Consider the following 26,063-nt stretch of genomic DNA (forward strand, 5'->3'; position numbering starts at 1 on the left):
ATCGTCAAGGACGAGGGCGAGGGCGGCAAGCAGCTCGCTGAGTTCCTCGCGAGCCAGAAGTTCATCTGAGGCTCGCCCCCGCTGACCGCCCCTCAACTTCGTTACGCAGGAGAGCAATCCCATGGCTGAAGTCCTCGTCTACGTCGACCACGTGGACGGTGCCGTCCGCAAGCCCACCCTGGAGCTGCTGACGCTGGCCCGCCGCATCGGCGAGCCCGTCGCCGTCGCGCTCGGCAACGGCGCCGCCGACACCGCCGCCACGCTCGCCGAGCACGGTGCGGTGAAGGTGCTGACCCACGAGGCGTCCGAGTACGCCGACTACCTGGTCGTCCCGAAGGTGGACGCGCTGCAGGCCGCTGTCGGGGCCGTCTCCCCGGCCGCCGTGCTGGTCTCGTCCTCCGCGGAGGGCAAGGAGATCGCCGCGCGTCTGGCGCTGCGCATCGGCTCCGGCATCATCACCGACGCCGTCGACCTGGAGGCCGGCGACGAGGGCCCGGTGGCCACCCAGTCGGTGTTCGCCGCGTCCTTCACCACCAAGTCCCGTGTCATCAAGGGCACCCCGGTCATCACGGTCAAGCCGAACTCGGCCGCCGTCGAGGCCGCCCCGGCCGCCGGCGCGGTCGAGGCCCTGTCCGTCTCCTTCTCCGAGAAGGCGACCGGCACCAAGGTCACCGCCCGCACGCCGCGTGAGTCCACCGGGCGTCCGGAGCTGACCGAGGCCGCGATCGTGGTCTCCGGTGGCCGTGGCGTCAACGGTGCGGAGAACTTCTCGATCATCGAGGCCCTGGCCGACTCCCTGGGCGCGGCCGTGGGCGCCTCGCGTGCCGCGGTGGACGCGGGCTGGTACCCGCACACCAACCAGGTCGGCCAGACCGGTAAGTCGGTCTCGCCGCAGCTGTACATCGCCAACGGCATCTCCGGTGCGATCCAGCACCGCGCCGGTATGCAGACCTCGAAGACGATCGTGGCCGTCAACAAGGACCCCGAGGCCCCGATCTTCGACCTGGTCGACTACGGCGTCGTCGGTGACCTGTTCGACGTCGTCCCGCAGCTGACTGAGGAGATCAAGGCCCGCAAGGGCTGAGCACCTCCGGGCTGTACGAGGCCCCCGTGACCGCGTGCCGGTCACGGGGGCCTCGGCTCATCCCAGGGTCAGCCACGTCTGCGCGGGCAGGTGGTCGCTCGGGAACTGGCCGCTCCTGGAGAAGGTGTTGATCGAGGCCCGGCGGACCGTGACGCCAGGCGTGGCCAGGATCCAGTCGATGCGGTCGCCGTTCGGCGTGAGCGGTTTGTAGCCGTGGAAGGTGCCGTACAGCGTGCTGCGCTCGGCGGCGGTGTCCCAGCTGTCGAGGAGGCCGGCGCCCAGCATCGTGTCGTAGACCGGGTTCTTGTGCGCGGCGACGTTGAAGTCCCCGGTCACCACGACCGGCAGGCGGCGGTCGAGCTCGGCGATGCGCTGGGCCACGAGGGCGGCGCTGCGTTCGCGTGCGTACTGGCTCGCGTGGTCGAAATGGGTGTTCAGGACGTAGAACTCCCGCCCGCCGTCGCGCAGGTCGCGGAACCGGATCCAGGTGACGAAGCGGGGGAACGCGGCGCCCCAGGTGTTCGAGCGGATCACCTCCGGGGTGTCGGAGAGCCAGAAAGTGTAGTGCTCGGCCGGGGACAGGCGCCGGGTGTCGTAGAAGATCGCCGAGGACTCGTCGCGGCTGCCGCCCTCGCGGCCGGTCCCGATCCAGTCGTAGTGCGCTCCGAGGTCGGCGTCGATGTCGCGCAGTTGCTGGTAGAGGCCTTCCTGGGTGCCGATGACGTGGGGCCGCTCGCGGCGCAGCAGTTCGCGCATCACCGGCCGGCGCACGGTCCAGCTGTTTGGGTTCGGCGGTGCTCGCGAAGCGCAGGTTGAAGGACATGATCCCCAGGCGGTGGGCCCGGTGCTCCTCCGCCGAGGCGGACGAGGCGGACAGTGCTGTACTGGAGAGCGGGACGGTGACGGCGGCGGCCAGCGCGACCTTGAGGCCCAGTCGGCGCGTGACTCGGCTGTGGTTCGGCACACGGGCTCCTTCGGTGGAACGGCCGGTGACTCGAGCGGACGAAAGTGTGACACCGCGGGATGAGTTGGGCGTGAACATGACGAGATGATGAAGTGGCACTCCTTCAACATGGTGTTGACCATCCCGAACATCCCCGGATAACTTCATTCAACGGATTGTTGATTCCGTAGAGCGGAAAAATGGAGGGTGTGGGATGGGCCAGGGCCAGCAGGAGAAGGTGGCGACAAGCCTCGCGGGTGCCGTCAGCGAGGAGATCAGCGCCTCCCTCGCGCCGGTCGACGCCGAACTGGAGCGCCGCTACCCCGGAGACCCCGGCACCCGCCAGCCCGTCCACACCGTGTACGTCCCCGGTGATGTCTTCGCCGCCGACACCATCCGCTCCTGGGGCGACCGGGCGCTCGCCGCCCTCGACGAACACGCCCCGGACGCCGCCTCCTTCGCCGCCGTCCTCGGCCTCACCGACGAGCTCGCCGAACCCGTGTACTCCCGTGTCCGTGCCAAGCTGGAGCGCGAACCGATCGAGGACCTGCGGGTCGACTTCGAGGACGGCTACGGCCCCCGCCCGGACGCCGAGGAGGACCGGGCGGCCGCCCGCGCGGCCCGGCTGATCGCGCAGGCGTACGAGAACGGCACGGCGGCCCCGTACATGGGCATCCGCATGAAGTGCATGGAGGCCGCGGTACGCGACCGGGGCATCCGCACCCTGGACATCTTCCTCACCGGCCTGCTGGAGGCGGGCGCACTGCCCGGCGGACTGGTCCTGACCCTGCCGAAGGTGACCTACCCCGAGCAGGTCACCGCCATGGTCCGGCTGCTGGAGGCCTTCGAGAAGGCGCGCGGCCTCAAGCCCGGCAGGATCGGCTTCGAGATACAGATAGAGACCAGCCAGTCCATCCTCGCCACCGACGGCACCGCCACCGTGGCCCGGATGATCCAGGCCGCCGAGGGCCGTGCCACCGGTCTGCACTACGGCACCTTCGACTACAGCGCCTGCCTCGGCGTCTCCGCCGCCTACCAGGCAAGCGACCATCCCGCCGCCGACCACGCCAAGGCGATCATGCAGGTCGCGGCGGCGGGCACGGGCGTACGGGTCTCGGACGGCTCGACCAATGTGCTGCCGGTCGGCCCGACCGAGAAGGTCCACGCCGCCTGGCGACTGCACTACGGCCTCACCCGGCGGGCCCTGGCGCGGGCGTACTACCAGGGCTGGGACATGCACCCCGGTCACATCCCCACCCGCTACGCGGCCGTCTTCGCCTTCTACCGCGAGGGCTTCGAGCAGGCGGCCGCCCGTCTCGCCCGCTACGCCGACCGGACCGGCGGCGACGTCATGGACGAGCCCGCCACCGCCAAGGCCCTCAGCGGCTATCTGCTGCGCGGTCTGGACTGCGGCGCGCTCGACATCGCCGAGGTGGCCGGGCCGACCGGTCTGACCCGGGCCGACCTGGAGGGCTTCGCGTCGCCGCGGCGGGGCGATCTGACGGCCTCCGCCAAGTAGGGCCGGCGCAGGCCTCAGCTCCGCTCGGGCCGCACGAACCCTTCGAGACCGGACGCCGTCACCCACCTGTGCTCGGCGAACAGCCGTGTGCCCCGTCGGCACAGCGCGGCGTCGGCGCGGGCCCGCGCGCAGAAGTCCTCCGGCGTGACTCCGAACAGCTCCCGCAACGGGGCCGACCCCGCAAGCAGTTCGCTGAGCAGCCGCCGCTGCCCCGGGTGGCCGCGCGGTGTGCCCAAGCCGTTGTGCAGGACGCCGTGCCGGTTGACGTACGCGTACGCGCCGGTGAGCGTCCCGCCGTCGGACAGCTCGATGCATACGTCCGGCGCGGGCAGCCAGGCGCGGTCGTAGTTGCCGTCCCGCAGGGGCACGCCCTCGCTCGCGTCGATCACGGTCAACTGACGGGCGTCGAGCCAGATGACGAACAACTCACGGGTGCATGCCGGTGTCGCGACGGGCGAGGCGGAGACGTACCCCAGGCGGCTGACGTGCGCGGAGACGCCGACGTCGAGACCCGTGACCCGGGTCCGCACCATCGGGACGGGCGTGGTGATCCCGGACTCGGCCAGCTTGTGGCGCAGTTGACCGGGGCAGGCGTTGGAGCCGACCGCGAGGACCGGCACCCGGTCCTCGTGCACCAGGCGGTCGAGCGGCAGTATCCGGTCGCCCCGCAGCAGCCCGGAGTCCTTCGGCCAGGCGCCCGGATAGGTCAGCGGATGGTCGCGCGGCGCCCGCGCGAGGCCCAGTTCCTCCAGGGTGCGGCCCGGCATCCGCGGCTCAGTCCGCCGGCGGCAGCTCGCCCGAGCCGCGGGTGATCAGCCGGGTCGGCAGCTCGATGCGCTCCGGGACGACGAGCGTCCCGTCCAGTTGGCGGAAGAGGCGCTCGGCGGCGGTGCGGCCGAGGGCGGCCGAGTCCTGGGCGATCACCGTGACGCCCGGCTGGAGCAGATCGGCGAGCTCGATGTCGTCGAAGCCGACGAGGGCGACCCGGCGGGAGTGCTCGGCCAGGACGCGGACGACGGTGACCGTCACCCGGTTGTTGCCCGCGAACACCGCGGTCACCGGTGCGGGGCCGGACAGCATCTCCTCCGCGGCCCGGCGCACCCGCTCCGGGTCGGTGGCGCCCAGGGACATCCAGCTGTCCTCGACGGGTATCCCGGCGTCCTCCATCGCCGCCCGGTAGCCGCGCAGACGCTCGGCCGCGGTGTGGATGCGGGGCATGTCGCCGATGAACCCGATCCGGCGGTGACCGTGGGCGATCAGATGGGCGACACCGGCGCGGGCACCGCCGTAGTTGTCGGACAGGACCACATCGGCGTCGATCTTCCCGGCCGGACGGTCCACGAACACGGTCGCGACGCCGGCCTTGATCTCCGGCTCCAGATAGCGGTGGTCGTCCCCGGCCGGGATGATCACCAGCCCGTCCACCCGCCGTGCGCACAGCGCCAGCGCCAACTCCTGCTCGCGGTCGGGGTCCTCGGCGCTGGAGCCGTTGATCAGCAGCGCCCCGTGGGCGCGGGCCACCTCCTCGACCGCGCGGCTGAGCGGGCCGTAGAACGGGTCGGCGAGGTCCTCCAGGACCAGCCCGATGCTCGCGGTACGGCCCTTGCGCAGCACCCGCGCGCTGTCGTTGCGGCGGAAGCCGAGCGCGTCGATGGCCTCCTGGACACGGCGCTCGGTGTCCGGGGTGACGCCCGGCTCGCCGTTGACCACGCGCGACACCGTCTTCAGCCCGACTCCGGCTCGCGCGGCGACGTCCTTCATGGTCGGACGGTTGCCGTACCGGCTCCCGGAGTGGCGGTCGGGGAGGCCGGCGGCGCGGCGGGTGGTCTCGGGCACGATGCGGTGTCCTGTCCTGTCGTCCACGGGGATGCGTCGGTCCATGGTTTTGTATGAGGATGTGGCGTCGAGCATAGAGCCTGGACAACGTTGTCAGATGCGGGAGACACTGTCCACCGCAATCAACCGGCCTGCGCCCCCACCGCTTGACCGGCCATCTTGCTCACGGTTGACGGGGAGATCTGACTCTGATGCACACCGACCTCGTGGCGGCGCTCGACATCGGCGGCACGAAGATCGCCGGCGCGCTGGTGGACGGCGACGGACGGATCCAGCTGCGCGCGCAGCGCGCGACGCCCGCCAAGGAGGACGGCGAGACGGTCATGCGGGCCGTGGAGGAGGTGTTCGCGGAGCTCGCCGGCTCGCCCCTGTGGGGACGCGCGGGCTCCGTCGGCATCGGCAGCGCGGGGCCGGTGGACGCCTCGGCGGGCACCGTGAGCCCGGTGAACGTGCCCGGCTGGCGGGACTTCCCGCTCGTGCAGCGGGTGCGTGCGGCCACCGGCGGCCTGCCGGTCGAGCTGATCGGCGACGGCGTGGCGATCACGGCCGCCGAGCACTGGCAGGGCGCCGCCCGCGGCCACGACAACGCGCTGTGCATGGTGGTCTCGACGGGGGTCGGCGGCGGCCTGGTCCTGAACGGCCGGCTGCATCCGGGACCCACCGGCAACGCGGGTCACATCGGCCACATCAGTGTCGACCTCGACGGCGACCCGTGCCCGTGCGGTTCGCGGGGCTGCGTCGAGCGCATCGCCAGCGGCCCCAACATCGCCCGGCGCGCACGGGAGGACGGCTGGCGGCCCGGCCCGGACGGTGACACCTCCGCCGCCGCGGTGGCCGCCGCCGCCCGGGCCGGCGACCCGGTCGCCGTGGCCTCCTTCGAGCGTGCGGCGCAGGCGCTCGCCGCCGGAATCGCGGCCACCGCGACGCTCGTCGAGATCGACATCGCGGTCATCGGCGGGGGAGTGGGCAAGGCGGGCGACGTCCTGTTCACACCGCTGCGCAAGGCCCTGGCCGACTACGCGACCCTGTCCTTCGTACGGCGCCTGACGGTGACACCCGCCCAGATGGGCACGGACGCGGGCCTGGTGGGCGCGGCGGCCGCGGCGCTGGCCCGACGGCCGGACGCGACGGCGGCCGGCGTCTGACGGCGGACGTCGCGGCGGGGGGCCGGGCGCGCAGGAACGTTTTGCCTGTGCCGGCGGACCGGGCTCGGGGTTCTTCGTCCTCCCCCGGGTCGGCCGACGACCCCGCGGTGCGCCCACGGGGCCGAGGGCCTCGGCTTGTGACCGGTCGGGCCGAGGGTCTCGGTTTCCGACCGGTCAGTGGGGCATGGGCTCAGCAGCCGAGCCGGGCGTCCGCCCAGTCCGCGTGGTCCGAGTCGATGCCGTCGCCGCCGTCCGTGACGACGAGGCGGACCACCTCGGCGCCGGTGACGTCCGCGGTGAGCCGCTGGGCGGGCATCGCGTTGGTCAGGACGCCGGTCGAGGCGACCTTGGTGCCGTCGGCCCAGACCTCGAAGGCGACGGTGCCCTTCGCCCCCTTCTCGTCGTCGACGCCGACGTCCGCGGTGACCGTCTGGCACGCCTTCCCGGTGTAGTACTCGACGCTGCTCTCCGCATGCACCCCGAGCCCCTTGGCGTACACCACGCCGCCCAGGGTGATCGGGTGTCCGTCGCCCGCGGCGCTCTCCCCGTTGCTGGTGTTGCGTTCGACCGGGCCCCACCCGTTCGTGGTCGACAGCCAGGGCAGGTCACCGAGGTACGACGTCCCCGACGGCGGCGGCACCACCACGGTGGCGGTCAGCGGCAGGGTGCTGTCGACACGCGTCCCGAACGGCGAGCGGTAGGCGGCGCGCAGTGTCAGGTCGTACGACCCCGTCGGCGTCCCCGGTGGCGCGGTCACCGTCCAGCCGGTGCGCAGCGTACGTCCGGTCGTCAGGGAATCGGCACTCGTCGGCGACGTCGGAGTCACGGTCCAGCCGGTGGGGCCGGTCAGCGAGACGGACACCCGCAGGGCGGGCGTGCGGCCGAGGTCGGTGACCGTGGTCGTCAGTGCGGCCGGTGTGCCGGCCTCCACGAACGGGGTGCTGTCCAGGCCGAGTTCGACGGCGGGCGGGTACGCGGCCCAGCTGCGGTCGGCGGTGACCCTGACGAGGACCGTGCCGTGGGCCGGGACGGTCGCGGAGACGGTGCCGGCGGTGTTGTGGGTCCGGTGCTGCCAGAGGTCGCGCAGCGTGTAGGCCGGGGCGTCCGGCAGCCCGACGGCCTCGGCGGTCGTCGTGATGCGCTGGGCGGTGTTGGACTCGTTGAACAGGGCCACGGCACGGCTGCCGTCCCGCATCTCCTTGGCCACGACCCAGCGCCCGCCCTCGGCGGAGACGACGGTGCCCTGCTTGCCCAGCGGGTCCTGGTCGACCGCGATGACCTCCTTGTTGTCCAGGATGTCGAAGGTCGCCGGGGAGGCCTTGCGCAGGTCGGTGCCGATGAGCAGCGGGGCCGCCATGACCGACCACATCGAGAAGTGCGAGCGGTACTCGGTGTCGGTCATGCCGCCGTTGCCGACCTCCAGCATGTCGGGGTCGTTCCAGTGGCCGGGGCCGGCGTACTGCGCGAGCGGCAGGTTCTGCTTCAGGATCGACAGCATCGAGCCCCAGCTGTCGCTGATGTCCCCGGTGGTGCGCCAGAGCTGACCGACGTCGGCCGCCCACTGCCAGGGCTTGTTCTCGCCCCACTCGCAGATGCTGTAGACGATGGGCCGGCCGGTGGCCTTCAGCGCGTCACGCATGGTGGTGTAGCGCTGCTTGGCGTCCACGCCCTGGTTGTTGCAGTTGTCGTACTTGAGGTAGTCCACGCCCCAGTCGGCGAACTGCTGCGCGTCGCTGTACTCGTGGCCCAGCGCGCCCGGGAAGCCCGCGCTGTTGCAGGTCTTCGTGCCCGCGCTGGTGTAGATGCCGAGCTTGAGTCCCTTGGTGTGTATGTAGTCCGCGACGGCCTTGATCCCATGGGGGAAGCGGACGGGGTCGGGCACCAGCTTGCCGTTCGCGTCCCGGGACGGCAGGGCCCAGCAGTCGTCGAGGTTGACGTACTGGTACCCGGCGTCCTTGAGGCCCTTCTCGACGAACAGGTCCGCCATCCCCTTGACCATGGCCTCGTTGAAGTCGGCCCGGCAGTGCGTGGAGTTCCAGTTGTTGAAGCCCATGGGCGGAGTGGAGGCGAGGCCGTCGGCCGGGGCGGGGGTGACGGGGTCCGTGACGGGTGCGGCCACGGCGGGTGCGCCGTGTCCTGCCGCGACGAGGAGTCCTGTGCACAGGAGTCCTGCGGAGAGCGCTCCGACCACTCTTCGGCGGGTTGTGCGGGTGTGAGGGTGACGCATCGTTACGTTCCTCCGACTCGCGAAAGGTGGGATGACTGTGAGTGCCGTATGTCCTTCATGTACGTGTCATCGGTGCGCGCTTACGGTAGGACTTGTTGGACTGTGATGGAAGGGGTGCGTTGGCGTTTGTTCGATATCCCGTCACGGGCCTTGATTCGTCGACCAGTTGCGGGTGACGGCGGGCGCGCGTTCGGTTGTGTTGGGTCGCGCTCCGGGGAGGGGGATGGGCGCAGCGGTCTGCGGCCGCCGGGCCCCGGTCTGAAGTGCCATCAACTGGTCGTGACCGCCTGGCCTTACGGCCGGCGGCCGACCCGTCACCGGAACTCGTGGACCACCCGGATCGTGCCGACGATGTGGGTGTTGAACTCGTCGAGTTCCTCCGCGGGGACCCACAGTTCCAGGATCGTCTCGCCGCCCGCGCGCTGGACGGGATAGCGGGTCAGGAACTCCGTGTCGACCTCGAAGCGGGTCACGAAGCCCGCGCCGTCGTGCTTGACGTTCCAGTCGCGGGCGATCTTGATCGCGTAGTCCTCGTTGAGCACCGGGTAGAAGATCGGCTGCTCGGGGAGGCGGGGCGGCCAGGCGCGCCAGTCCAGCTCGCGGACCAGGTCCAGTTCCTTGGGGCCGGTGGGGCGCCAGAGGGTGGTCGTGGGCCGGGAGCCGGTCATCTCGGTCGCTTTCCTGGTTGAGGGCCACGCGGTGCCCGCGGTTCGGGAATCGGCACGATACCGGGAACGCGATCTTCGGTTCCACGGGGTTTCGGTGCCGCTCGGCGGCCGTGGATACTCGGTGCATGGGGTTCGCCGTCTTCATGACCTTGCCGGGGCTGGTCATCGTGCTCACCGCCGTGGCCCTCGTCGATCAGTTGCTGATGCGTGCCGGACGCGCGGGCATCCTGCCGTGGCGCAACGCAGCCAGGCTCGGCCAGGTGTCGGCCACGGGGTTCGAGCAACTGCACGGCGCCCTGTCCCCGGGCAAGCAGCACGAGCTCAAGGAGCGGCAGTCGGCACTGCTGCTGCGGGACGACGACGAGGACGGCGCACCCCCGCACAGGACGACGATCGACCTGGAGAGCGGAACCGCGGTGATCCGCGTGACTCCCGGCGACCTGCGTAGTTGAACGGGGCATGAAGAAGCGCAGCATGCTCGCCATCGCCTCCCTCGCCACCGGGTTCGTCGTGGCCGCGATCAGCCCGTCCCACGGCGAGGACACCCACGCCGTCAGCGACCTGAACGTCTCGGACACGGTCGACACCGTGGGCAACCTCGTCAGCCAGGAAAGCCTCGCCGTCGACGACAACGCCCTGGGACAGGAGTAGAACCACACACAGGCACTGTGCGGCGCCGGGGCCTCGTAGCGGGGCGCCGGCGCCTCGTTCGCATGCCCTCAGCTGGGGCTGGTTTCCATGGCAGTGTGGAGCGGGCAAGCCACAGGGGGCCAACAGAAGAGGGGGAGTCCGTGACCGTCGTCTGGATCAACGGCGCGTTCGGTGCGGGGAAGACCACCACCGCACGGGAACTGATCGAACTGATCCCGAACAGCACGCTCTTCGACCCGGAGGTCATCGGCGGAGCGCTCACGCACCTGCTCCCGCCCAAGCGCCTCGCCGAGGTCGGTGACTTCCAGGACCTGCCGATCTGGCGGCGACTCGTGATCGACACCGCGGCAGCGATGCTCGCCGAGCTCGGCGGAACCCTCGTGGTCCCCATGACCCTGCTGCGCCAGGAGTACCGCGACGAGATCTTCGGCGGCCTCGCCGCGCGCCGCATCACCGTCCGGCACGTCCTGCTCGCCCCGGCGGAAACGATCCTGCGGGAGCGAATAGCCGGGCGGGAGGTCCCGCCGGACCTCCCCGACGGCGAGTTGCGGCAACGGCAGTGGGCGTACGACCACATCGAGCCGTACCGTGCCGCGCTCGCCTCCTGGCTCACCGCCGACGCCCACCCCGTCGACACCAGTGCCCTCACCCCGTACGAGACGGCCGTCCGCGTCGCCGAGGCCGTCAGCAGCGGTGCCGTCGCGCCCTGCGACATCGTGCAGACCCCGGAGCCCACCGCCGAGACCCTCGCCGCGGGCGTGCTCCTCTTCGACGAACAGGATCGTGTGCTGCTCGTCGACCCCACCTACAAGCCCGGCTGGGAGTTCCCCGGCGGCGTGGTCGAGCGCGGGGAGGCCCCGGCCCGTGCCGGTATGCGTGAGGTCGCCGAGGAGACCGGGATACGGCTGGAGGACGTGCCGCGGCTGCTCGTCGTGGACTGGGAGCAGCCGGTGCCCCCGGGCTTCGGCGGACTGCGGCTGCTCTTCGACGGCGGCCGGCTCGACTCGGCCGAGACCGGCCGGCTGCTGCTGCCGGGGCCCGAACTGCGCGACTGGCGCTTCGTCACCGAGCAGGAGGCCGCCGACCTGCTGCCGCCCGTCCGCTACCAGCGGCTGTGCTGGGCGCTTCGGGCACGTGAGCGCGGGGCCGCGCTGTATCTGGAGGCGGGCGTTCCGGTCGGCTGAGACCGGATGGCTTCGCTGTCGTAGTGGCGGAGTCCCTGGTCAGCGCGGACTTGCGCAGGTGTCCGCGGCTTTCCGTAGGACCGTCGAGGCCCCACGGGTGACGGGATCGCCGTGGCCGAAACAGGCCAGGTCCGCGTCCAGGTCCGCCAGCCGCTGGAAGGACGCGACAGTCCGGGCCCGGTCGAGGTTGAACACGCCGGGCATCACCGATCCGGTGACCGGTGCCGCGGCCACCGTGTCCCCCGTGAACAGCACGCCGTGCTCGGGGAGCTGGAGGGCGATGCTGCCCTCGGTGTGCCCCGGGACGTGGACGACACGGGCTCCGCCGCCGAAGTCGAGGACATCGCCGTCGGACAGTTCGGTGACCCGCTCCGGGCGCAGGGGGGCGCCCTGGGGCAGATGCCTCACGGCCTCCGCGTGGATCGGCAGCTCCCAGTCCTCGAAGACCGGCGGCGGGCCGGGCATCTCACCCCTGACGACCGGAGCGTCCCGGCCGTGCGCCAGCACCTCGGCGCCGGTCAGCGCGGCCAACTCGCCCGCCCCGCCCGCGTGGTCCTCGTGGAAGTGGGTGAGCACGATGCGGCGTACGTCCGAAGGGTCCCGCCGAAGGGCCCGGACCGCGTCGGCGATCACCCGGCCGGAGCCGATCGTGCCGGCGTCGATCAGCGTCAACTCGTCGCCGTCGCGCCAGAGATAGGCCTGGCCGACCGGGAAGCGCAGGAGATGGAGCCGGGGAAGGAGCTCGATGACGTCCATGCGCCGACCGTAGGGAGGGCCCCCGCCCGTCGGCGAGGGCCCTCTGCTGTGGGCAGAGAGGTTCAGCCCGCCGCGTAGTTCCGCAGGAACAGGGCCTCGGCCACCGACAGCCGCTCCAGCTCCTCGGGAGAGACGCTCTCGTTGACCGCGTGGATCTGGGCCTCGGGCTCGCTCAGGCCGATGAGCAGGATCTCCGCCTCCGGGTAGAGGCCCGCGAGGGTGTTGCACAGCGGGATGGAGCCGCCCTGACCGGCGTACTGCATCGTCTCGCCCGGGTAGGCGACACCCATCGCGTCCGCCATCGCCCGGTACGCCGGGCTGCCGGTGTCGGCGCGGAAGGCCTGGCCCTGACCGACCTGCTCGGTGCGCACCCGGGCGCCCCACGGCGTGTGCGCCTCCACGTGGGCCTGGAGCAGCTTGGTGGCCTCGGCCGCGTCGACGCCCGGCGGCACCCGCAGGCTGACCAGGGCGCGGGCGCTCGACTGCACGGACGGGGTGGCGCCGACGACCGGCGGGCAGTCGATGCCGATGACCGTGACGGCCGGGTCGGCCCAGATGCGGTCGGCGACCGAGCCGTCGCCGATCAGCCCCACGCCGTCCAGCACCTTGGCGTCGGTGCGGAACTGCTCCTCGGTGTACTCCAGGCCCTCCCACCGGGTCTCGGGGGCGAGCCCGTCGACCGTCGTCGAGCCGTCCTCGGCGCGCAGCGAGTCCAGGACGCGGATCAGCGCGGCCAGCGCGTCCGGGGCGGCACCGCCGAACTGGCCGGAGTGCAGATTGCCCGCAAGGGTGTCGATCTGCACGCGGACCAGGGTCATGCCGCGCAGCGTGGTGGTGACGGTCGGCAGACCGACGCGGAAGTTGCCCGCGTCGCCGATCACGATCGCGTCGGCCCGCAGCAGCTCGGGGTGCTGCTCGGCGTACCGCTCCAGGCCGCCCGTGCCCATCTCCTCCGAGCCCTCGACGATCACCTTGATGTGCACCGGGACGCCGCCGTTCGCCTTGAGGGCGCGCAGCGCGAGGAGATGCATGATCACACCGCCCTTGCAGTCGGCGGCTCCACGGCCGTACCAGCGGCCGTCACGCTCGGTCAGCTCGAAGGGCGGGGTGGTCCAGGCGGACTCGTCCAGCGGCGGCTGCACGTCGTAGTGGGCGTAGAGCAGGACCGTTTCGGCACCCTCCGGGCCCGGGAGGTAGCCGTACACCGACTGCGTGCCGTCCGGGGTGTCGAGCAGGGCCACGTCCTCGAAGCCCTCGGCGCGCAGCGCGTCGGCGACCCAGTTCGCGGCGCCCTCGCTCTCGCTCCTCGGGAACTGGTCGAAGTCCGCCACCGACTTGAAGGCCACCAGCTCGGTGAGCTCCGCCCTCGCCCTTGGCAGCAGCGAGGCGACGGTCTCGGCGACCGGATTCGACGACATGGGCACGCTCCTTGTAGGTGCGACGTTGTACCTCTGGATAGACCCGATCCTCCCACAGCGGCCCGCGACGACCTGCGCCGTAGGATGCGGGGGACAGGAGCGGCAGACGGCTTGATCGGAGCGGCGGACCATCGTGAGCAGCGAGAACTCTTCGGCGGACGGCGTGCAGCGGGTGTGGGACGTCGTCGTGGTGGGCGCGGGCCCCGCGGGGGCCTCGGCGGCCTACGCGGCCGCGGTCACGGGACGGCGCGTGCTGTTGCTGGAGAAGGCGGAGCTGCCGCGTTACAAGACCTGTGGCGGCGGCATCATCGGCCCCTCGCGCGACGCGCTGCCGCCCGGCTTCGAGCTGCCTCTGCGGGACCGGGTGCACGCGGTCACCTTCTCGAACAACGGGCGCTTCACCCGCACCCGCCGCTCCAAGCAGACGCTGTTCGGGCTGATCAACCGGCCCGAGTTCGACCAGCAGCTGGTCGAGCACGCGCAGAAGGCGGGCGCCGAGCTGCGTACGGGCGTCACGGTGTCGCGGGTCGAGCAGCACGGCTCGGCGGTGCCGGACCGGCGCACGGTCGCCGTCGTGCTGCAGGGCGGCGAGACGCTGCTGGCCCGGGCGGTGGTGGGCGCCGACGGCAGCGCCAGCCGCATAGGAGCGCACGTCGGGGTGAAGCTGGAGCAGGTCGACCTCGGCCTGGAGTCGGAGATCCCGGTGCCCGAGACGGTCGCGGAGGACTGGAAGGGACGGGTCCTCATCGACTGGGGCCCGATGCCCGGCAGTTACGGCTGGGTCTTCCCCAAGGGGGACACCCTCACGGTCGGTGTGATCTCGGCGCGCGGAGAAGGCGCCGCCACCAAGCGGTACTTGGAGGACTTCGTGGCCCGGCTGGGCCTCGCCGGCTTCGAACCGAGCATCTCCTCGGGCCACTTGACCCGCTGCCGGGCCGACGACTCGCCGCTGTCCCGCGGCCGGGTGCTCGTCTGCGGTGACGCGGCGGGGCTGCTGGAGCCGTGGACCCGCGAGGGCATCTCCTTCGCGCTGCGCTCGGGTCGGCTCGCGGGGGAGTGGGCGGTCCGGATCGCCGAGGCGCACGACGCCGTGGACGCCCGCCGCCAGGCCCTGAACTACGCGTTCGCGATCAAGGCGGGGCTGGGCGTCGAGATGAGCGTCGGCAAGCGGCTGCTGACGGTGTTCGAGCGCCGTCCCGGCCTGTTCCACGCGGCGCTGACGAGCTTCCGCCCCGCCTGGAGGGCCTTCAGGGACATCACCCGCGGCTCGACGTCGCTGGGTGAGCTCGTCCGCACCCACCCCATGGCCCAGCGCGCCCTGACCGCGCTGGACCGGCGCCAGGCCGTGGCCCCGGCCCCCGCCTCGCCCCCGGCCTCGGGGGACGCGGTCAGCTCGTGACCGTGACCCGGAAGACCGGGTGGTCGGGGGCGATACGACGCATCTCGTCGTCGGGGGAGTCCGGGCCGACCCCGTCGAAGAAGATGCCGACCTCGGCCTTCCAGCGCTTCAGATAGGCGCGCAGCAGCGGGACCTTGTCCTCGTCGGCGATCTCGGTCGCGGTGAACACGTCCACCTGCTTGCCCAGCCGCAGCTCGCCGCCGCCGGCCGCCCGTATGTTGTGCGTCCACTGGACGTGACCGCGCGGGGCGAGCAGGTACTGCTGTCCGTCCACGGTCAGCAGGTTCACGGGGGTGGTGCGCCACTCGCCGCTCTTGCGGCCGCGCACCGCCAGGACCCGGGAGCCCCAGACACTGACACCGCGACGGGTCAGCCAGGCGACGAAGCGGTTGAAGACGTTGACGGTGAACCAGCCGGGCTTCTTGACGTGCGCGGACATGACGACCCCCTGCGGATGGGAGAGCGGGTGCTCTCACTATTTGGGAGAGCAGTGCTCTCACTATTTGGGAGAGCAGTGCTCTCACTTGCGACGAGTGTGCACCCCCCGGCACCCTATTGCAAGAGCGGTGCTCTCTTTTGTGTGCAGTGCTCTCGCTTCGTGGCAGACTGCTTCCCATGACCAAAGCAGGAGGCGCCCGCGCGCGGGCCAGGATCGAAGTGACCGCGGCCATCAAGGACGAGGCACGCAGACAGCTGGCGGCTCAGGGTGCGGCCAGGCTGTCGCTGCGGGCCGTGGCGCGCGAACTCGGCATGGTCTCCTCCGCGCTGTACCGCTACTTCCCCAGCCGTGACGACCTGCTGACCGCGCTCATCATCGACGCGTACGACTCCCTCGGCGAGGCCGCCGAAGCCGTCGCGGCCGAGGTCCGGGACGCCGCCCCCGCCGAGCGCTGGGTCGCCGTGTGCGAGGCGGTACGTCGCTGGGCCCTCACGCATCCGCACGAGTACGCGCTCATCTACGGCTCGCCGGTGCCCGGCTACTCGGCACCCGAGGCGACCGTCCCGCCCGCGTCCCGGGTGGGGGTCCTGCTCATCGGCATCGTCCGCGAGGCCTACGAGCGGCGCGGTGTGGCCCGTACGCCGCTGCCCGCCGAACTGGCGCCCGAGGCCCGGCGCATGGCCGCCGACCTGGCCCCCGACCTGCCGCCCGAGGTGGTCGTGGCCCTGGTCGCGGCCTGGGCGCAGCTGTACGGCCTGGTCGGGTTCGAGCTGTTCGGGCAGTTCACCAAGGTGGTGGAGGACCGTGAGCCGTTCTTCCGGCACGCGGCGGCCCGGCTCGCCCACGGTGTGGGTCTGGTCCTCCCCCATGCTCAGCACGACTAGTCCTGCTCCTGCTGGTCCTGCTGGTCCTGCTGGTCCTGCTCCTGCTCCTGCGGGATCAGGACGACCTTGCCGGCCACCGTGCCGGACTCGGCCAGCCGCAGGGCCTCGGCGACCTCCGTCAGAGGCAGCCGGGCGGCGATCCGGGCGGTGACCTCGCCGCGCTGGAGGGCGTGGAACACCTCGGTGAGGTCGGCGCCCAGGCGGGCCCGGAAGCGGTCCTTGCTCAGGGCGCGGCCGGCCCAGACGTTGAAGAAGTACGCGTGGCGGCCGTTGGGCAGCGCGTTCCACAGCCACACCCGGCCGAGGATCTTCAGGACGGGCCACTGCTTGGAGCCCGTGTCGTCCCGGGCGGCGGCGCTGCCGTAGGAGACGAGCGTGCCGCCGGGCGCGAGCAGCCGCCAGGAGTCGATCACGCTCCGGCCGCCGACGTGGTCGAAGACGGCGTCGACTCCACCAGGGGCGAGTGCGCGGACCCGGGCCGGGACGTCCTCGGTGCGGTAGTCGACGGGAGTCACGCCCAGTTCGCGCAGCGCGTCGTGATGACGGGCCGACGCCGTGCCGATCACCTTCAGGCCGGCCGCCAGCGCCAGCTGGACGAGGACAGTGCCCACACCGCCGTTGGCCCCGTGGACGAGGATCGTGCCGCCGCTGCGCACGCGGGCCTTGCGGTGGAGCATCTGCCAGGCGGTGATGCCGTTGACCACCAGGGTCTCCGCCTCCGCCGCGCCGATGCCGGCCGGCACCTCCACCGCGTCGGCGGCGTCGAGCACCACATGGCTGGCCCAGCCGCCGACCTTCACCAGCGCCGCCACCCGCTTGCCCACGAGGCCGGGGGTGACGCCGGGGCCGGCCGTCAGCACCGTGCCGACCAGGTCGTAGCCGGGCACGAAGGGGAAGGGCGGCTGGTCGTAGTACCGGCCGCGGCGCATCTGCTGCTCCGCGAAGGAGACCCCGGTGGCCTCCACCCGGACCACGATCTGCCCGGCACCCGCGGCCGGTATGTCCCGGCGCCGGAACTGGAGCCCCTCCGGTTCGACCGTTCCCGGTAGGACGACCTCGACGAGTTCCGTGCTTTCCATGACGACCTCCGTGTAGAGCCATTCGTTTGCGTTAGAAGCTGTAACTAACATGACGATGGATAGCGTGAGTGTCAAGCTCTCGCGAGAATGTCCGTTATTGGCTATCGCTGCAGTGATAGGTTGAAACGAACCGGACGGAGAGGAGCGTGGAGGCGATGACGGCAGGCGCGGCGAGCCCTCGCGAGCGTTACCGCAGCCAGGTGCGTGCGGAGATCAAGGCGCGGGCCTGGGAACAGATCGCCTCGGCGGGAGCGACGGGGCTCTCCCTCAACGCCATCGCCAAGGAGCTGGGCATGAGCGGCCCGGCTCTCTACCGGTACTTCGGCGGCCGGGACGAACTGATCACCGAGCTGATCCGCGACGCCTACCGCAGCCTGGCGGACACCTTCCGCGCCGCCGCCGACTCGGGCGGCGGACTGCCCGGTCTCGCGCACGCCCTGCGCCGCTGGGCGCTCGCGGACCCCCAGCGGTATTTCCTGGTCTACGGCACGCCGGTACCCGGCTATCACGCCCCGGACGACATCACGGCGATCGCCCAGGAGATCATGGCCGCACTGCTCGACGTGTGCGTGGCCGCGGACGCCGACACCCACGGCCCCGATACCCACGGCGCCGCCGACACTCACGGCCCCGACACCTTCGACGCCCACCTCGCGGATCACCGGCAGTGGGCGGGCGGCCACCCCGCCCCGCCCGCGGCCCTGCACCGGGCGCTGCTGTGCTGGACCCGTCTGCACGGGCACCTCTCACTGGAGCTCGCGGGTCATTTCACCGGCATGGGATTCGACCCCGAGCTGCTGTTCGCCGCCGAGGTGGACGAGCTGGCGGGCGGTCACTGATCACGCCGGCGGGCGTACTCCCCGGGGAGTACGTGTGATCACCTCGCCCGGCTGACGTCCTTGCGGACCGCGGACGTCTAGCGTGGCGGACATGGGAGAGCAGCGCGTGCGCGGGCACGGCCCGCCGCAGTGGTGGCGGTACGGACCGCCGTGGTGGCACCACCCGGACGGCGACGCCGAGCCGGGCCGCGCCCGCCTGCCGTGGCGCTCCACCCTGCCGCTCATGGTCTTCGTGGTGTTCGGCTCGAACTTCGCCGCGCGCGAACAGCTCCATCGCGTGCAGCTCGACGGCTACGCGCGCGTGCTGCTGCTCGTGGCCTCGGGGCTGCTGCTCTGGCGCCAGCGGTACCCCACGTTCGTGGCGTTCGGCACGGCCACGACCGCCCTGGTCTACCTGGGCGCCGGCTACCCGTACGGACCGATCTTCCTGACCGTCGCCGTCAGCTGCTTCAGTGCCGTCGTCACGGGCCACCGACTCGCGGCCTGGACGTCGGTCGGGATGCTCTGGGCCGGGCACGCCCTGATCACGCTCTGGCTCTACCGCTGGCTTCCGCCACCGGGCGACCAGGCCGCGAGCCTCAACCAGGAGATCGTCATCGCGACCTGGGTCGTGGCCGTCGTCGCGGTCTCCGAACTGGCCCGGGTACGGCGGGAGCAGTGGGCGCGGGAGCGTGCCGACCGCGCCCAGGCGGCCCGCCGGCGCGCGGACGAGGAGCGGCTGCGGATCGCCCGCGAGCTGCACGACGTCCTGGCCCACAGCATCTCCGTCATCAATGTGCAGGCGGGTGTCGGCCTCGCCCTCCTCGACACCGACCCGGAGCAGGCACGCGAGGCGCTCACCACCATCAAGGCCGCCAGCAAGGAGGCGCTCGGGGAGGTGCGCCAGGTCCTGGACACCCTGCGTGCCCCCGGCGCCGCGCCGCGCGCCCCCGCGCCCGGCCTGAACCGGCTGCCGGAGCTGGTGGAACAGGCGGCGGGCGCGGGCCTCACGGTCGACGTCGAGGGCGAGCCGCCGCGCCTCGCGCCGGGCGCCGACCTCGCGGCGTTCCGGATCGTCCAGGAGGCGCTGACCAATGTCGTACGGCATTCCGGCTCGCGGCACGCGCGCGTGTGCTTCGAGGACGACGACGGCGTGCTGCGGCTGCGGATCGACGACGACGGACCCGCGACCGGCGAGGACGCGGGCGGCAGCGGGAACGGGCTGGCGGGGATGAGGGAACGGGCCGCCGCGCTGGGTGGCACGATCGAGGCGGGCCCGCGTCCCGACGGGGGCTTCCGGGTGCTCGCCGTACTGCCGTTGAAGGTGAAGGTCAAGGAGGACGGCCCATGATCCGTGTACTGCTCGCCGACGACCAGTCATTGGTGCGGGCCGGCTTCAAGGCGCTGCTGGACGCGCAACAGGACATCGAGGTGGCCGGTGAGGCGGCCGACGGCGAGGAGGCCCTGCGCGAGGTGCGCGAACTGCGCCCCGACGTCGTCCTGATGGACATCCGCATGCCGCTCCTGGACGGCCTGGCCGCCACCCGCCGTATCACCGGTGCGCCGGAGCTGAAGGACGTGAAGGTGGTCATGCTCACCACCTTCGAACTCGACGAGTACGTCTTCGAGGCGCTCCGCTCGGGCGCGTCGGGCTTCCTGGTGAAGGACACCGAGCCCGAGGAACTCGTGCGCGCCGTAAGGGCGGTGGTCGAGGGCGACGCACTGCTCTCGCCGGGGGTGACCCGCCGGCTGATCGCCGAGTTCGCGGCCCGTTCCAAGGAGCCGGCGGCCGCCGACGCACTGGCCCAACTCACGGAGCGGGAAAGGGAGGTGATGGCCCTGGTCGGCATCGGGCTGTCCAACGAGGAGATCGCCCGCCGCCTGGTCGTCAGCCCCCTCACCGCGAAGACCCATGTGAGCCGCACGATGGTGAAGCTGGGGGCGCGCGACCGGGCCCAACTCGTGGTGCTGGCCTACGAGTCGGGGCTGGTGCGGCCCGGCTGGCTGGGATGAGGCCCGCGACGGAAGCGGACCAGCACGGACACGACCCGCGCGACGCCGACGACCGCCGCCAGCGCCAGACCCGAGCGCAGCAGCAAGGCGGACAGCAGGTCCGGCAGCTCGAAGAGGAACGCCGGTCCGGCCACGGCTCCGAAGACCACCGCCGCCGCGAACCCCGCGCTGAGCAGCGCGTACCCGGCCTCGACCGTCGCCGCGTCCTGCTCGGCCTTGGTGCGTCGTCCCCCGTACCCGTTCATGCGGGAAGTCTCACAGCCGTGCGCCCGGCGGGGCAAGCGAAACCCCGCCGGGCGCACGCGCGGAGGCGTCCCGCTAGTCGCGGACCGGTACCGGTACCGGTTCCGCCGGCGCCTCCTCCACGGTGGACCTGGCGACCACGATCGACGGCCGTGTGCGGCGACCGCGCAGACCGGTGAGCGTGATGAGCAGCCCGGCCACGGCGATGCCCGTGACCACCATGAACCCGGGCCGGTAGCTGTCGAGCACGGCCTGCGGGGTCGCGCGGTCGGGGGCGCCCGCGGTGACCACGGCCGTGACCACCGCCAGGAAGATCGCGCCGCCGACCTGGACCGAGGTGTTGAGCAGACCGGAGACCATGCCCTGCTCGTGGTCCTCGACGCCGTTGGTGGCCTGGATGTTGAGCGACGGGAAGACCAGCGCGCAGGCCGCGCCGATCAGCAGCATCGACGGCAGGACGACGGCCGCGTACACCGGGTCGAGGTCGATACGCAGGAACAGGGCGTACCCGACGACCATCAGCGCGAAGCCCACCGCGATCAGCCGCGGTGTGCCGAACCGGTCGACGACCGAGCCGACCTTCGTCGAGGACACCGCCACCAGCGCGCCCGCGGGCAGGAAGGCCAGCGCGGTGTGCAGCGCCGACCAGCCGAGCAGCGACTGCATGTACAGCGTGGTCAGGAACTGGAATCCGACGTACGACCCGAAGAAGGCCACCGCGCCGAGCTGGGCCCGTACTTGGCTGCCGGAGCGCAGCACGCCGAGCCGGATCAGCGGGCTCACCGCGCGCCGCTCGACCAGGACGAAGACGGTCAGCAAGGCGGCCACCGCGAGGAACGACAGCAGGGTGCGGGCGGATGCCCAGCCTGCCTCGGGCGCCTGGACGACGGTGAAGACGAGCAGCAGCATCGACGCGGTGCCGAGGACGGCGCCCGGGATGTCGTAGCCGTCGTGGTCGCGTTCGCGCGTGGTGCGCGGCAGCAGCCTGAGGCCGGCGAGCAGGGCGAGCAGCGCGATGGGCGCCGGCAGCAGCATGGTGAGCCGCCAACTGGCCTCGGTCAGCAGGCCGGAGAGCACCAGACCCATGGAGAAGCCGGTGGCCGCGCAGGTGGTGTAGATGGACAGGGCGCGGTTGCGCAGCGGACCCTCGGGGAAGGTCGTGGTGATGATCGAGAGGCCCGCGGGAGCCGTGAACGCCGCGCTCAGGCCCTTGATGAAACGGCTGGCGATCAGCAGCGGACCCGAGTCGACGAGGCCGCCGAGCAGTGAGGCGAGCGCGAAGACGCCGAGGGCCACCAGGAACACCTGACGCCGGCCGAGCAGGTCGGCGGTGCGGCCGCCGAGGAGGAGCAGCCCGCCGTATCCCAGGATGTAGCCGCTGACGACCCATTGCAGCGTCGACGTGGAGAGTTGGAGGTCGGAGCCGATGGACGGCAGGGCGACGCCGACCATCGACACATCGAGCGCGTCGAGGAACATCGCGGCGCAGAGCACCAGCAGGGTGCCCCACAGCCGGGGAGTCCAGCGAACCGCCGACGACGGGGCCGCGGGGGTGGTGAGCGGAGAGGTCATGACGAAGAGACTACATGCATATGCATCGACTGCAAGCGCATTTAATTCCGATGCAAGGAATCCATTTCTCTGCTACGGTGCGGCCATGGCGGCGAAGAATGCCGAGCAGGCGCTCGTGAACCAGTGGCGGGACATCCTGGCGCTGCACGCCCGCACCCAGTGCGAGCTCGACCGCGCCCTGCACGGACACGGCCTGTGCGCCAGCGACTTCGAGGTCCTCGACCTGCTCGCCGAGGGCCGCGCGGCGGATGGCGGCTGCGCCTATCGCGTCCAGGAGATCTCGGAGCGGGTGCATCTCAGCCAGAGCGCCCTGTCCCGGCTGATCGCCCGTCTGGAGAAGGACGGCCTGGTCGACCGGGCCATGTGCGCGGAGGACCGGCGGGGCGTGCGGGTGGCGCTCACACCGAAGGGGCGCGCGCTGCACGGCGAGGTGCTGCCGGTGCAGCGCGCGGTACTGATCCGGATGCTGGCGGGCTGACCGGCCGCCGTCAGATGCCGGACCGCTCCCGCCACAGCGCGGCGAGCGCGGCGTCACCGGTCACGTCGGGCATCGGCGCCCGGTTCCACAGGGCGAGGTACAACTGGTCGGCCGGGCCGGACAGTTCGGCCTCCGCCACGCCGGACTCGTCCCGCGTGGTCATGGGCGGCTCCGCGGACAGCCGTACGGTCCACACGTCCCCGGAGTCCGAGGCGCGCACCCGCAGCACACGCGGCTCGTCCGTGCGCACCCGGCTCCTCGTGCGGGCGTGGAAGCCGCGCAGCAACTCGTCGATGCCGTCCACCGCGAAGTCCCGGGCGACCGGGGACGCAGCCCCGGCCCGCGCGGACTCGGCGTCATAGCGATGCACGGTCGTCTCGTGGGCCTGCCGCCTGGTCCAGAACGCCAGCGGCGAGGGGCAGGGCGCGGGGTGGAAGGTCCAGCACTCCAGGTCGGACGGCGCCGCGGCCAGGGTGTCGACCAGGCGGGCATGGCTGTCCCGGTACCAGGCCACCAACTCGGCGCCGTCGAGGTCCGGGAGGTCACCGAAGGGGCGCGGCGCCGTGTGCCCGTCGGCGACGATCCCGGCGGCCCAGCGATGCACCGCGCTGGTGTGCCGCAGCAGGTCGCGCACCTGCCACTGTGGGCAGGTCGGCACCTTGGCGTCGGTCCCCGCCGCCTCGGCGGCCGCGGCCAGCAACCGGCCCTCCCGGTCCAGGGTCTGAAGGAAGTCGGCAGTCTCCATGCAGGTGAGTGTGCCGTATGGAACGACCGCGCATACGAGAACCTTCCGCAGCCTGCCTACGGGGGTCAGAGGCTGATCCAGCCGAGCGTCAGGGCGAGGGTCCCGAGGCCCGCTCCGGCGACCGAGACGGCGAGGACGACGCGTTCGCGCTCCGAGAAGAGACGGCGGCCCTGTTCCCGGCGGGCCATCACGAACAGGACGGTCGCCGGGGCGTAGACGATGAACGACACCAGCAGGAACTTCGGGCCCGCCGCGAAGAGGAGGAAGGCCGTGCAGACCGTGGCGAGGCAGGCGACCACCAGTTCCCAGGTGCCGCGCCGCCGGGTCCTTCGCTGCCCCGCGACCTTCGCCGCGAAGGCCGCCGCCAGCAGGTACGGGACCAGGGACAGCGCGCTCGTCAGACGGAGCGCGAAGGTGAGGGCGTCCTTCGCGAACAGCGTGATGACCAGCACGGCCTGGGACAGCAGGGTCGTCATCAGCAGCGCGCGTACGGGCACGCCGTCCGCGGTCGCCCGGCGCAGAAAGCGCGGCATGTCGCCGTCCTGGGCGGCGACGAACAGCACCTCGGCGGCCATCAGCGTCCAGGCGAGGTACGCCCCGAGGACCGAGATGATCAGCCCGACGCCGACGAGGACCCCGCCCCAGGTGCCGACCGCGTGCTCCAGGACGCCCGCCATGGAGGGCCGGCGCAGCTGGGCGATCTCGCTCATGGGCATGATCCCGTACGACACGATCGTCACCGAGGCGAAGACGCACAGGACGCTCAGGAACCCGAGCAGGGTCGCGCGGCCGACGTCCTCGCGCCGTTTCGCGTGCCGGGAGTAGACACTGGCGCCCTCCACCCCGAGGAACACGAACACCGTCACAGGCAGGGTGCCGCGGACCTGGTCGAACAGCGAACCGGCGTGGGCGGTGCCGTGGAAGTTGGCGGCGAAGACGTCCGTGTCGAGGTAGCACAGGGCCAGGACGACGAAGAGCAGGACGGGGACGACCTTCGCCACCGTGACGATCCTGTTGACCGAGGCGGCCTCCCTGACACCTCGCCGGATCAGCAGGAAGAACCCCCACAGGCCGACCGTGGACAGGGCGGCGGCCACGACCGTGTCGCCCTCGCCCAGCGCGGGCCACACCGTGCCCACCGTCGACATGATCAGCACCCAGTACGCCACATTGCCGACGCAGACGCTCGCCCAGTACCCGAACGCCGAGAAGAAGCCCAGGTACTCGCCGAACCCCGCCTTGGCATAGGCGTACACGCCCGCGTCGAGGTCCGGCCGCCGCAGCGCGAGGGTCCGCAGGACGAGCGCCAGCATCAGCATGCCGCTACCCGCGACCCCCCAGGCGATCAGGGCACCGGCGACACCGGTCTGTTCGGCGAAGCGCCGGGGCAGCGCGAAGACACCGGCGCCCACCATGGAACCGACGACCATCGCCGTCAGCGTGGGCCGCGTCAGCCTGGCCGTGGGCGTGAGCCTGACCGCAGTCGTCGGCTTGGCCGCAGGCGCCGGCTTGGCCGTAGGCGGTGCGGAGCCGGGACTCTCGGTCGACTGGGTCTGAGCCTGAGCCATGATGATCATGCTGGGGCATGCACCGAGGCTCCGCACCTTTTGCTGGGCGAGTTGTGTCCGCGGGCCTGACGTGGGGTCAGCCCGATGCCGCGCGGCGAGTGATGACGCCGATCAGGGCCGCCACCGCCGCCAGTGCCGCGACGCTGGTGAGCGCGGTCGGCAGGGAGAACCAGTCGGCCATGAAGCCGATCGCGGGCGGCCCGAGGAGCATGCCGCCGTAGCCCAGGGTGGAGGCGACCGCGACGCCGGACGGGCCGGCCAGGGCACCGGCCCGCTCCACGGCGACCGGGAAGAGGTTGGCGAGGCCGAGTCCGGTGACGGCGAACCCGATCAGCGCCGCCCACACGGACGGGGCGAGCGAGCCGAGCAGCATGCCGGCCGCGGCGGTGCCGCCTCCGGCGACGACGGTCCGGGTGCGGCCCAGACGTTCGAGCAGCGCGGTGCCGGTCAGCCGCCCCACGGTCATGGCCAGCGCGAAGCACGAGTACCCGACGGCCGCGAGACCGGGTGAGGCGTCGAGGTCCTGTTCGAGGTGGAGCGCGCCCCAGTCGGCCATGGCGCCTTCGCCGTACGCCGTGCACAGCGCGATCAGGCCGAAGACGGCGACGAGCCCGCGCGTACGGCGATCCGCGCGGCGCGGGGTGTCGCCCCGGGGCGGGGCCGGGTCGCTGCTCGCAGGCCCGGACCGGGGCCGGGGCCCGTCCGGCGGAACCGGGACCTGCTCGCGCAGCAGAATGCGTCCCGCGACGGCGGTGACCAGCAGGCCGACCAGGGTGAGGCCGAACAGATGGCGGGTGGGGGAGAGGGACCCCGCGACCAGCCCGCCGAGGCCCGCCCCGGTCATGCCACCCAGGCTGAACGCGGCGTGGAAGCTGGGCATGACCGGTCGACCCAGCGCGGTCACCAGGTCGACGGCCGCGCTGTTGAAGGCGACGTTGATGCTGCCGTAGGCCGCCCCGAACACCAGCAGCACGGCGCCGAGCGCGGGCGCCGAGTGGGTGAGCGGTGGCAGCGCGACGCTGAGGGAGAGGAGGACGGCGCACACGACGGTCACCGGGTGGTTTCCGTAGCGGCGGCACAGCCGCCCCGTGAGCATCATTGTGATCACCGCGCCGGCCGAGACGCCGAGCAGCGCGAAGCCCAGCCCGGTGGCCGAGGCGTGGGTCTGCTCCTTGATGGCCGGGATGCGGACGACCCAGCCGGCGAAGACGAAGCCGTCCAGCGCGAAGAACACGGTCAGGGCGACACGGAGACGGGTGAGGTCGCTGCCCGGCACGACACTGTGCGATCGGGTTTTGTTTATTAGCGGCACAAAGTCAGCCTAGAGGGGTGCCGAAGGCCGGACAAGGGCAGGGCCGGACGCACGCTCCGTCCTCCATGTGTGCGGCAAGCAG

At 72.0% G+C, this 26,063-nt stretch carries 25 protein-coding genes and 1 pseudogene; 12 read left to right on the plus strand and 14 right to left on the minus strand.

Annotated elements, in window-relative coordinates:
• Positions 1–121: 121 nt before the first annotated feature.
• Positions 122–1,084 carry an electron transfer flavoprotein subunit alpha/FixB family protein gene (locus AB0I54_RS41300; protein WP_363301493.1) on the plus strand — a complete coding sequence of 321 codons (963 nt, stop codon included), beginning with the start codon at positions 122–124 and terminating at the stop codon, positions 1,082–1,084.
• A 57-nt stretch (positions 1,085–1,141) separates the two neighbouring features.
• Here AB0I54_RS41300 and AB0I54_RS41305 read toward each other — a convergent pair.
• A pseudogene (locus AB0I54_RS41305) lies at positions 1,142–2,048 on the minus strand (endonuclease/exonuclease/phosphatase family protein).
• Between the two features lie 193 nt (positions 2,049–2,241).
• Between AB0I54_RS41305 and AB0I54_RS41310 the strand changes: the two are divergent.
• On the plus strand, positions 2,242–3,546 hold the full coding sequence (locus AB0I54_RS41310) for an aldolase/citrate lyase family protein (RefSeq protein ID WP_363301494.1): 1,305 nt from the start codon (positions 2,242–2,244) through the stop codon (positions 3,544–3,546).
• A gap of 14 nt (positions 3,547–3,560) precedes the next feature.
• Here AB0I54_RS41310 and AB0I54_RS41315 read toward each other — a convergent pair whose 3' ends face one another.
• Complete coding sequence (locus tag AB0I54_RS41315; protein WP_363301495.1) at positions 3,561–4,313, minus strand: hypothetical protein; 753 nt, start codon at positions 4,311–4,313, stop codon at positions 3,561–3,563.
• A gap of 7 nt (positions 4,314–4,320) precedes the next feature.
• Complete coding sequence (locus AB0I54_RS41320) at positions 4,321–5,427, minus strand: LacI family DNA-binding transcriptional regulator (RefSeq protein WP_363301496.1); 1,107 nt, start codon at positions 5,425–5,427, stop codon at positions 4,321–4,323.
• Between the two features lie 146 nt (positions 5,428–5,573).
• Here AB0I54_RS41320 and AB0I54_RS41325 point away from each other — a divergent pair, with 146 nt between their 5' ends.
• Entirely contained in the window at positions 5,574–6,527 is a 954-nt protein-coding gene (locus AB0I54_RS41325; RefSeq protein ID WP_363301497.1) for an ROK family protein, read from the plus strand.
• Positions 6,528–6,717: 190 nt separating this feature from the next.
• Here AB0I54_RS41325 and AB0I54_RS41330 read toward each other — a convergent pair whose 3' ends face one another.
• On the minus strand, positions 6,718–8,754 hold the full coding sequence (locus tag AB0I54_RS41330) for an NPCBM/NEW2 domain-containing protein (protein ID WP_363301498.1): 2,037 nt from the start codon (positions 8,752–8,754) through the stop codon (positions 6,718–6,720).
• Between the two features lie 314 nt (positions 8,755–9,068).
• Positions 9,069–9,422: a hypothetical protein gene (locus AB0I54_RS41335; RefSeq protein WP_363301499.1), complete on the minus strand. Its 354-nt coding sequence runs from the start codon at positions 9,420–9,422 to the stop codon at positions 9,069–9,071.
• Positions 9,423–9,547: 125 nt separating this feature from the next.
• Between AB0I54_RS41335 and AB0I54_RS41340 the strand changes: the two genes are divergently transcribed.
• From AB0I54_RS41340 to AB0I54_RS41350, 3 genes are all read left to right on the plus strand, one after another.
• Positions 9,548–9,874: a DUF6191 domain-containing protein gene (locus tag AB0I54_RS41340; protein ID WP_363301500.1), complete on the plus strand. Its 327-nt coding sequence runs from the start codon at positions 9,548–9,550 to the stop codon at positions 9,872–9,874.
• A gap of 7 nt (positions 9,875–9,881) precedes the next feature.
• On the plus strand, positions 9,882–10,073 hold the full coding sequence (locus tag AB0I54_RS41345; RefSeq protein WP_263205860.1) for a hypothetical protein: 192 nt from the start codon (positions 9,882–9,884) through the stop codon (positions 10,071–10,073).
• 140 nt (positions 10,074–10,213) lie between these two features.
• Positions 10,214–11,257 carry an NUDIX domain-containing protein gene (locus tag AB0I54_RS41350; protein WP_363301501.1) on the plus strand — a complete coding sequence of 348 codons (1,044 nt, stop codon included), beginning with the start codon at positions 10,214–10,216 and terminating at the stop codon, positions 11,255–11,257.
• A 39-nt stretch (positions 11,258–11,296) separates the two neighbouring features.
• On the opposite strand, the gene AB0I54_RS41355 is transcribed toward AB0I54_RS41350, so the two are convergent.
• Positions 11,297–12,013, minus strand: a complete 717-nt coding sequence (locus AB0I54_RS41355) for an MBL fold metallo-hydrolase (RefSeq protein WP_363301502.1) — start codon at positions 12,011–12,013, stop codon at positions 11,297–11,299.
• Positions 12,014–12,075: 62 nt separating this feature from the next.
• Positions 12,076–13,431 (minus strand): dipeptidase, encoded by a 1,356-nt coding sequence (locus AB0I54_RS41360; RefSeq protein ID WP_363301503.1) that lies wholly within the window; start codon positions 13,429–13,431, stop codon positions 12,076–12,078.
• A gap of 133 nt (positions 13,432–13,564) precedes the next feature.
• On the opposite strand from AB0I54_RS41360, the gene AB0I54_RS41365 reads away from it, so the two are divergent.
• A complete protein-coding gene (locus tag AB0I54_RS41365; protein ID WP_363301504.1) occupies positions 13,565–14,830 on the plus strand; it encodes a geranylgeranyl reductase family protein in 1,266 nt (421 codons plus the stop codon).
• Here AB0I54_RS41365 and AB0I54_RS41370 read toward each other — a convergent pair.
• Positions 14,820–15,269 (minus strand): nitroreductase family deazaflavin-dependent oxidoreductase, encoded by a 450-nt coding sequence (locus AB0I54_RS41370; RefSeq protein ID WP_363301505.1) that lies wholly within the window; start codon positions 15,267–15,269, stop codon positions 14,820–14,822. The genes AB0I54_RS41365 and AB0I54_RS41370 overlap by 11 nt on opposite strands.
• A 176-nt stretch (positions 15,270–15,445) precedes the next feature.
• On the opposite strand from AB0I54_RS41370, the gene AB0I54_RS41375 reads away from it, so the two are divergent.
• A complete protein-coding gene (locus AB0I54_RS41375; protein ID WP_363301506.1) occupies positions 15,446–16,153 on the plus strand; it encodes a TetR/AcrR family transcriptional regulator in 708 nt (235 codons plus the stop codon).
• Here the strand turns inward: AB0I54_RS41375 and AB0I54_RS41380 are convergent.
• Complete coding sequence (locus AB0I54_RS41380) at positions 16,150–17,232, minus strand: medium chain dehydrogenase/reductase family protein (protein ID WP_363301507.1); 1,083 nt, start codon at positions 17,230–17,232, stop codon at positions 16,150–16,152. The two genes, AB0I54_RS41375 and AB0I54_RS41380, sit on opposite strands and share 4 nt — an antisense overlap.
• Before the next feature lie 155 nt (positions 17,233–17,387).
• On the opposite strand from AB0I54_RS41380, the gene AB0I54_RS41385 reads away from it, so the two are divergent.
• From AB0I54_RS41385 to AB0I54_RS41395, 3 genes are all read left to right on the plus strand, one after another.
• Positions 17,388–18,071, plus strand: coding sequence for a TetR/AcrR family transcriptional regulator (locus AB0I54_RS41385; RefSeq protein WP_363301508.1), 684 nt, complete (start codon positions 17,388–17,390; stop codon positions 18,069–18,071).
• A 91-nt stretch (positions 18,072–18,162) separates the two neighbouring features.
• Positions 18,163–19,401, plus strand: a complete 1,239-nt coding sequence (locus AB0I54_RS41390; RefSeq protein WP_363301509.1) for a sensor histidine kinase — start codon at positions 18,163–18,165, stop codon at positions 19,399–19,401.
• Entirely contained in the window at positions 19,398–20,063 is a 666-nt protein-coding gene (locus AB0I54_RS41395; protein ID WP_363301510.1) for a response regulator transcription factor, read from the plus strand. Before AB0I54_RS41390 ends, AB0I54_RS41395 begins: the two co-directional genes overlap by 4 nt.
• On the opposite strand, the gene AB0I54_RS41400 is transcribed toward AB0I54_RS41395, so the two are convergent.
• Entirely contained in the window at positions 20,024–20,308 is a 285-nt protein-coding gene (locus AB0I54_RS41400) for a DUF6332 family protein (protein WP_363301511.1), read from the minus strand. The genes AB0I54_RS41395 and AB0I54_RS41400 overlap by 40 nt on opposite strands.
• A 73-nt stretch (positions 20,309–20,381) precedes the next feature.
• Positions 20,382–21,878, minus strand: coding sequence for an MFS transporter (locus AB0I54_RS41405; protein ID WP_363301513.1), 1,497 nt, complete (start codon positions 21,876–21,878; stop codon positions 20,382–20,384).
• Between the two features lie 85 nt (positions 21,879–21,963).
• Here AB0I54_RS41405 and AB0I54_RS41410 point away from each other — a divergent pair, with 85 nt between their 5' ends.
• Positions 21,964–22,356 (plus strand): MarR family transcriptional regulator, encoded by a 393-nt coding sequence (locus AB0I54_RS41410; protein ID WP_363301514.1) that lies wholly within the window; start codon positions 21,964–21,966, stop codon positions 22,354–22,356.
• Positions 22,357–22,366: 10 nt separating this feature from the next.
• Here the strand turns inward: AB0I54_RS41410 and AB0I54_RS41415 are convergent, their stop codons facing one another.
• The 3 genes from AB0I54_RS41415 to AB0I54_RS41425 all read right to left on the minus strand — a co-directional run bounded on the left by AB0I54_RS41415 (position 22,367) and on the right by AB0I54_RS41425 (position 25,945).
• On the minus strand, positions 22,367–23,101 hold the full coding sequence (locus AB0I54_RS41415) for a maleylpyruvate isomerase family mycothiol-dependent enzyme (protein ID WP_363301515.1): 735 nt from the start codon (positions 23,099–23,101) through the stop codon (positions 22,367–22,369).
• Positions 23,102–23,166: 65 nt separating this feature from the next.
• On the minus strand, positions 23,167–24,669 hold the full coding sequence (locus tag AB0I54_RS41420) for a basic amino acid/polyamine antiporter (protein WP_363301516.1): 1,503 nt from the start codon (positions 24,667–24,669) through the stop codon (positions 23,167–23,169).
• A gap of 76 nt (positions 24,670–24,745) precedes the next feature.
• On the minus strand, positions 24,746–25,945 hold the full coding sequence (locus AB0I54_RS41425; RefSeq protein WP_363301517.1) for an MFS transporter: 1,200 nt from the start codon (positions 25,943–25,945) through the stop codon (positions 24,746–24,748).
• Between the last annotated feature and the right edge of the window lie 118 nt (positions 25,946–26,063).

This window comes from Streptomyces sp. NPDC050625, assembly GCF_040654755.1.
In the GTDB taxonomy this organism is placed as follows: Bacteria; Actinomycetota; Actinomycetes; order Streptomycetales; family Streptomycetaceae; genus Streptomyces.

What these genes read in the sequence shown, in the direction of transcription:
- AB0I54_RS41335 (WP_363301499.1), bottom strand. Translation starts at nt 9,422, where the DNA reads ATGACCGGCTCCCGGCCCACGACCACCCTCTGGCGCCCCACCGGCCCC.
- AB0I54_RS41405 (WP_363301513.1), bottom strand. Translation starts at nt 21,878, where the DNA reads ATGACCTCTCCGCTCACCACCCCCGCGGCCCCGTCGTCGGCGGTTCGC.
- AB0I54_RS41345 (WP_263205860.1), top strand. Translation starts at nt 9,882, where the DNA reads ATGAAGAAGCGCAGCATGCTCGCCATCGCCTCCCTCGCCACCGGGTTC.
- AB0I54_RS41340 (WP_363301500.1), top strand. Translation starts at nt 9,548, where the DNA reads ATGGGGTTCGCCGTCTTCATGACCTTGCCGGGGCTGGTCATCGTGCTC.
- AB0I54_RS41310 (WP_363301494.1), top strand. Translation starts at nt 2,242, where the DNA reads ATGGGCCAGGGCCAGCAGGAGAAGGTGGCGACAAGCCTCGCGGGTGCC.
- AB0I54_RS41360 (WP_363301503.1), bottom strand. Translation starts at nt 13,431, where the DNA reads ATGTCGTCGAATCCGGTCGCCGAGACCGTCGCCTCGCTGCTGCCAAGG.
- AB0I54_RS41370 (WP_363301505.1), bottom strand. Translation starts at nt 15,269, where the DNA reads ATGTCCGCGCACGTCAAGAAGCCCGGCTGGTTCACCGTCAACGTCTTC.
- AB0I54_RS41315 (WP_363301495.1), bottom strand. Translation starts at nt 4,313, where the DNA reads ATGCCGGGCCGCACCCTGGAGGAACTGGGCCTCGCGCGGGCGCCGCGC.
- AB0I54_RS41320 (WP_363301496.1), bottom strand. Translation starts at nt 5,427, where the DNA reads ATGGACCGACGCATCCCCGTGGACGACAGGACAGGACACCGCATCGTG.
- AB0I54_RS41385 (WP_363301508.1), top strand. Translation starts at nt 17,388, where the DNA reads ATGACGGCAGGCGCGGCGAGCCCTCGCGAGCGTTACCGCAGCCAGGTG.
- AB0I54_RS41375 (WP_363301506.1), top strand. Translation starts at nt 15,446, where the DNA reads ATGACCAAAGCAGGAGGCGCCCGCGCGCGGGCCAGGATCGAAGTGACC.
- AB0I54_RS41380 (WP_363301507.1), bottom strand. Translation starts at nt 17,232, where the DNA reads ATGGAAAGCACGGAACTCGTCGAGGTCGTCCTACCGGGAACGGTCGAA.
- AB0I54_RS41415 (WP_363301515.1), bottom strand. Translation starts at nt 23,101, where the DNA reads ATGGAGACTGCCGACTTCCTTCAGACCCTGGACCGGGAGGGCCGGTTG.
- AB0I54_RS41330 (WP_363301498.1), bottom strand. Translation starts at nt 8,754, where the DNA reads ATGCGTCACCCTCACACCCGCACAACCCGCCGAAGAGTGGTCGGAGCG.
- AB0I54_RS41300 (WP_363301493.1), top strand. Translation starts at nt 122, where the DNA reads ATGGCTGAAGTCCTCGTCTACGTCGACCACGTGGACGGTGCCGTCCGC.
- AB0I54_RS41355 (WP_363301502.1), bottom strand. Translation starts at nt 12,013, where the DNA reads ATGGACGTCATCGAGCTCCTTCCCCGGCTCCATCTCCTGCGCTTCCCG.
- AB0I54_RS41325 (WP_363301497.1), top strand. Translation starts at nt 5,574, where the DNA reads ATGCACACCGACCTCGTGGCGGCGCTCGACATCGGCGGCACGAAGATC.
- AB0I54_RS41390 (WP_363301509.1), top strand. Translation starts at nt 18,163, where the DNA reads ATGGGAGAGCAGCGCGTGCGCGGGCACGGCCCGCCGCAGTGGTGGCGG.
- AB0I54_RS41410 (WP_363301514.1), top strand. Translation starts at nt 21,964, where the DNA reads ATGGCGGCGAAGAATGCCGAGCAGGCGCTCGTGAACCAGTGGCGGGAC.
- AB0I54_RS41400 (WP_363301511.1), bottom strand. Translation starts at nt 20,308, where the DNA reads ATGAACGGGTACGGGGGACGACGCACCAAGGCCGAGCAGGACGCGGCG.
- AB0I54_RS41420 (WP_363301516.1), bottom strand. Translation starts at nt 24,669, where the DNA reads ATGGCTCAGGCTCAGACCCAGTCGACCGAGAGTCCCGGCTCCGCACCG.
- AB0I54_RS41395 (WP_363301510.1), top strand. Translation starts at nt 19,398, where the DNA reads ATGATCCGTGTACTGCTCGCCGACGACCAGTCATTGGTGCGGGCCGGC.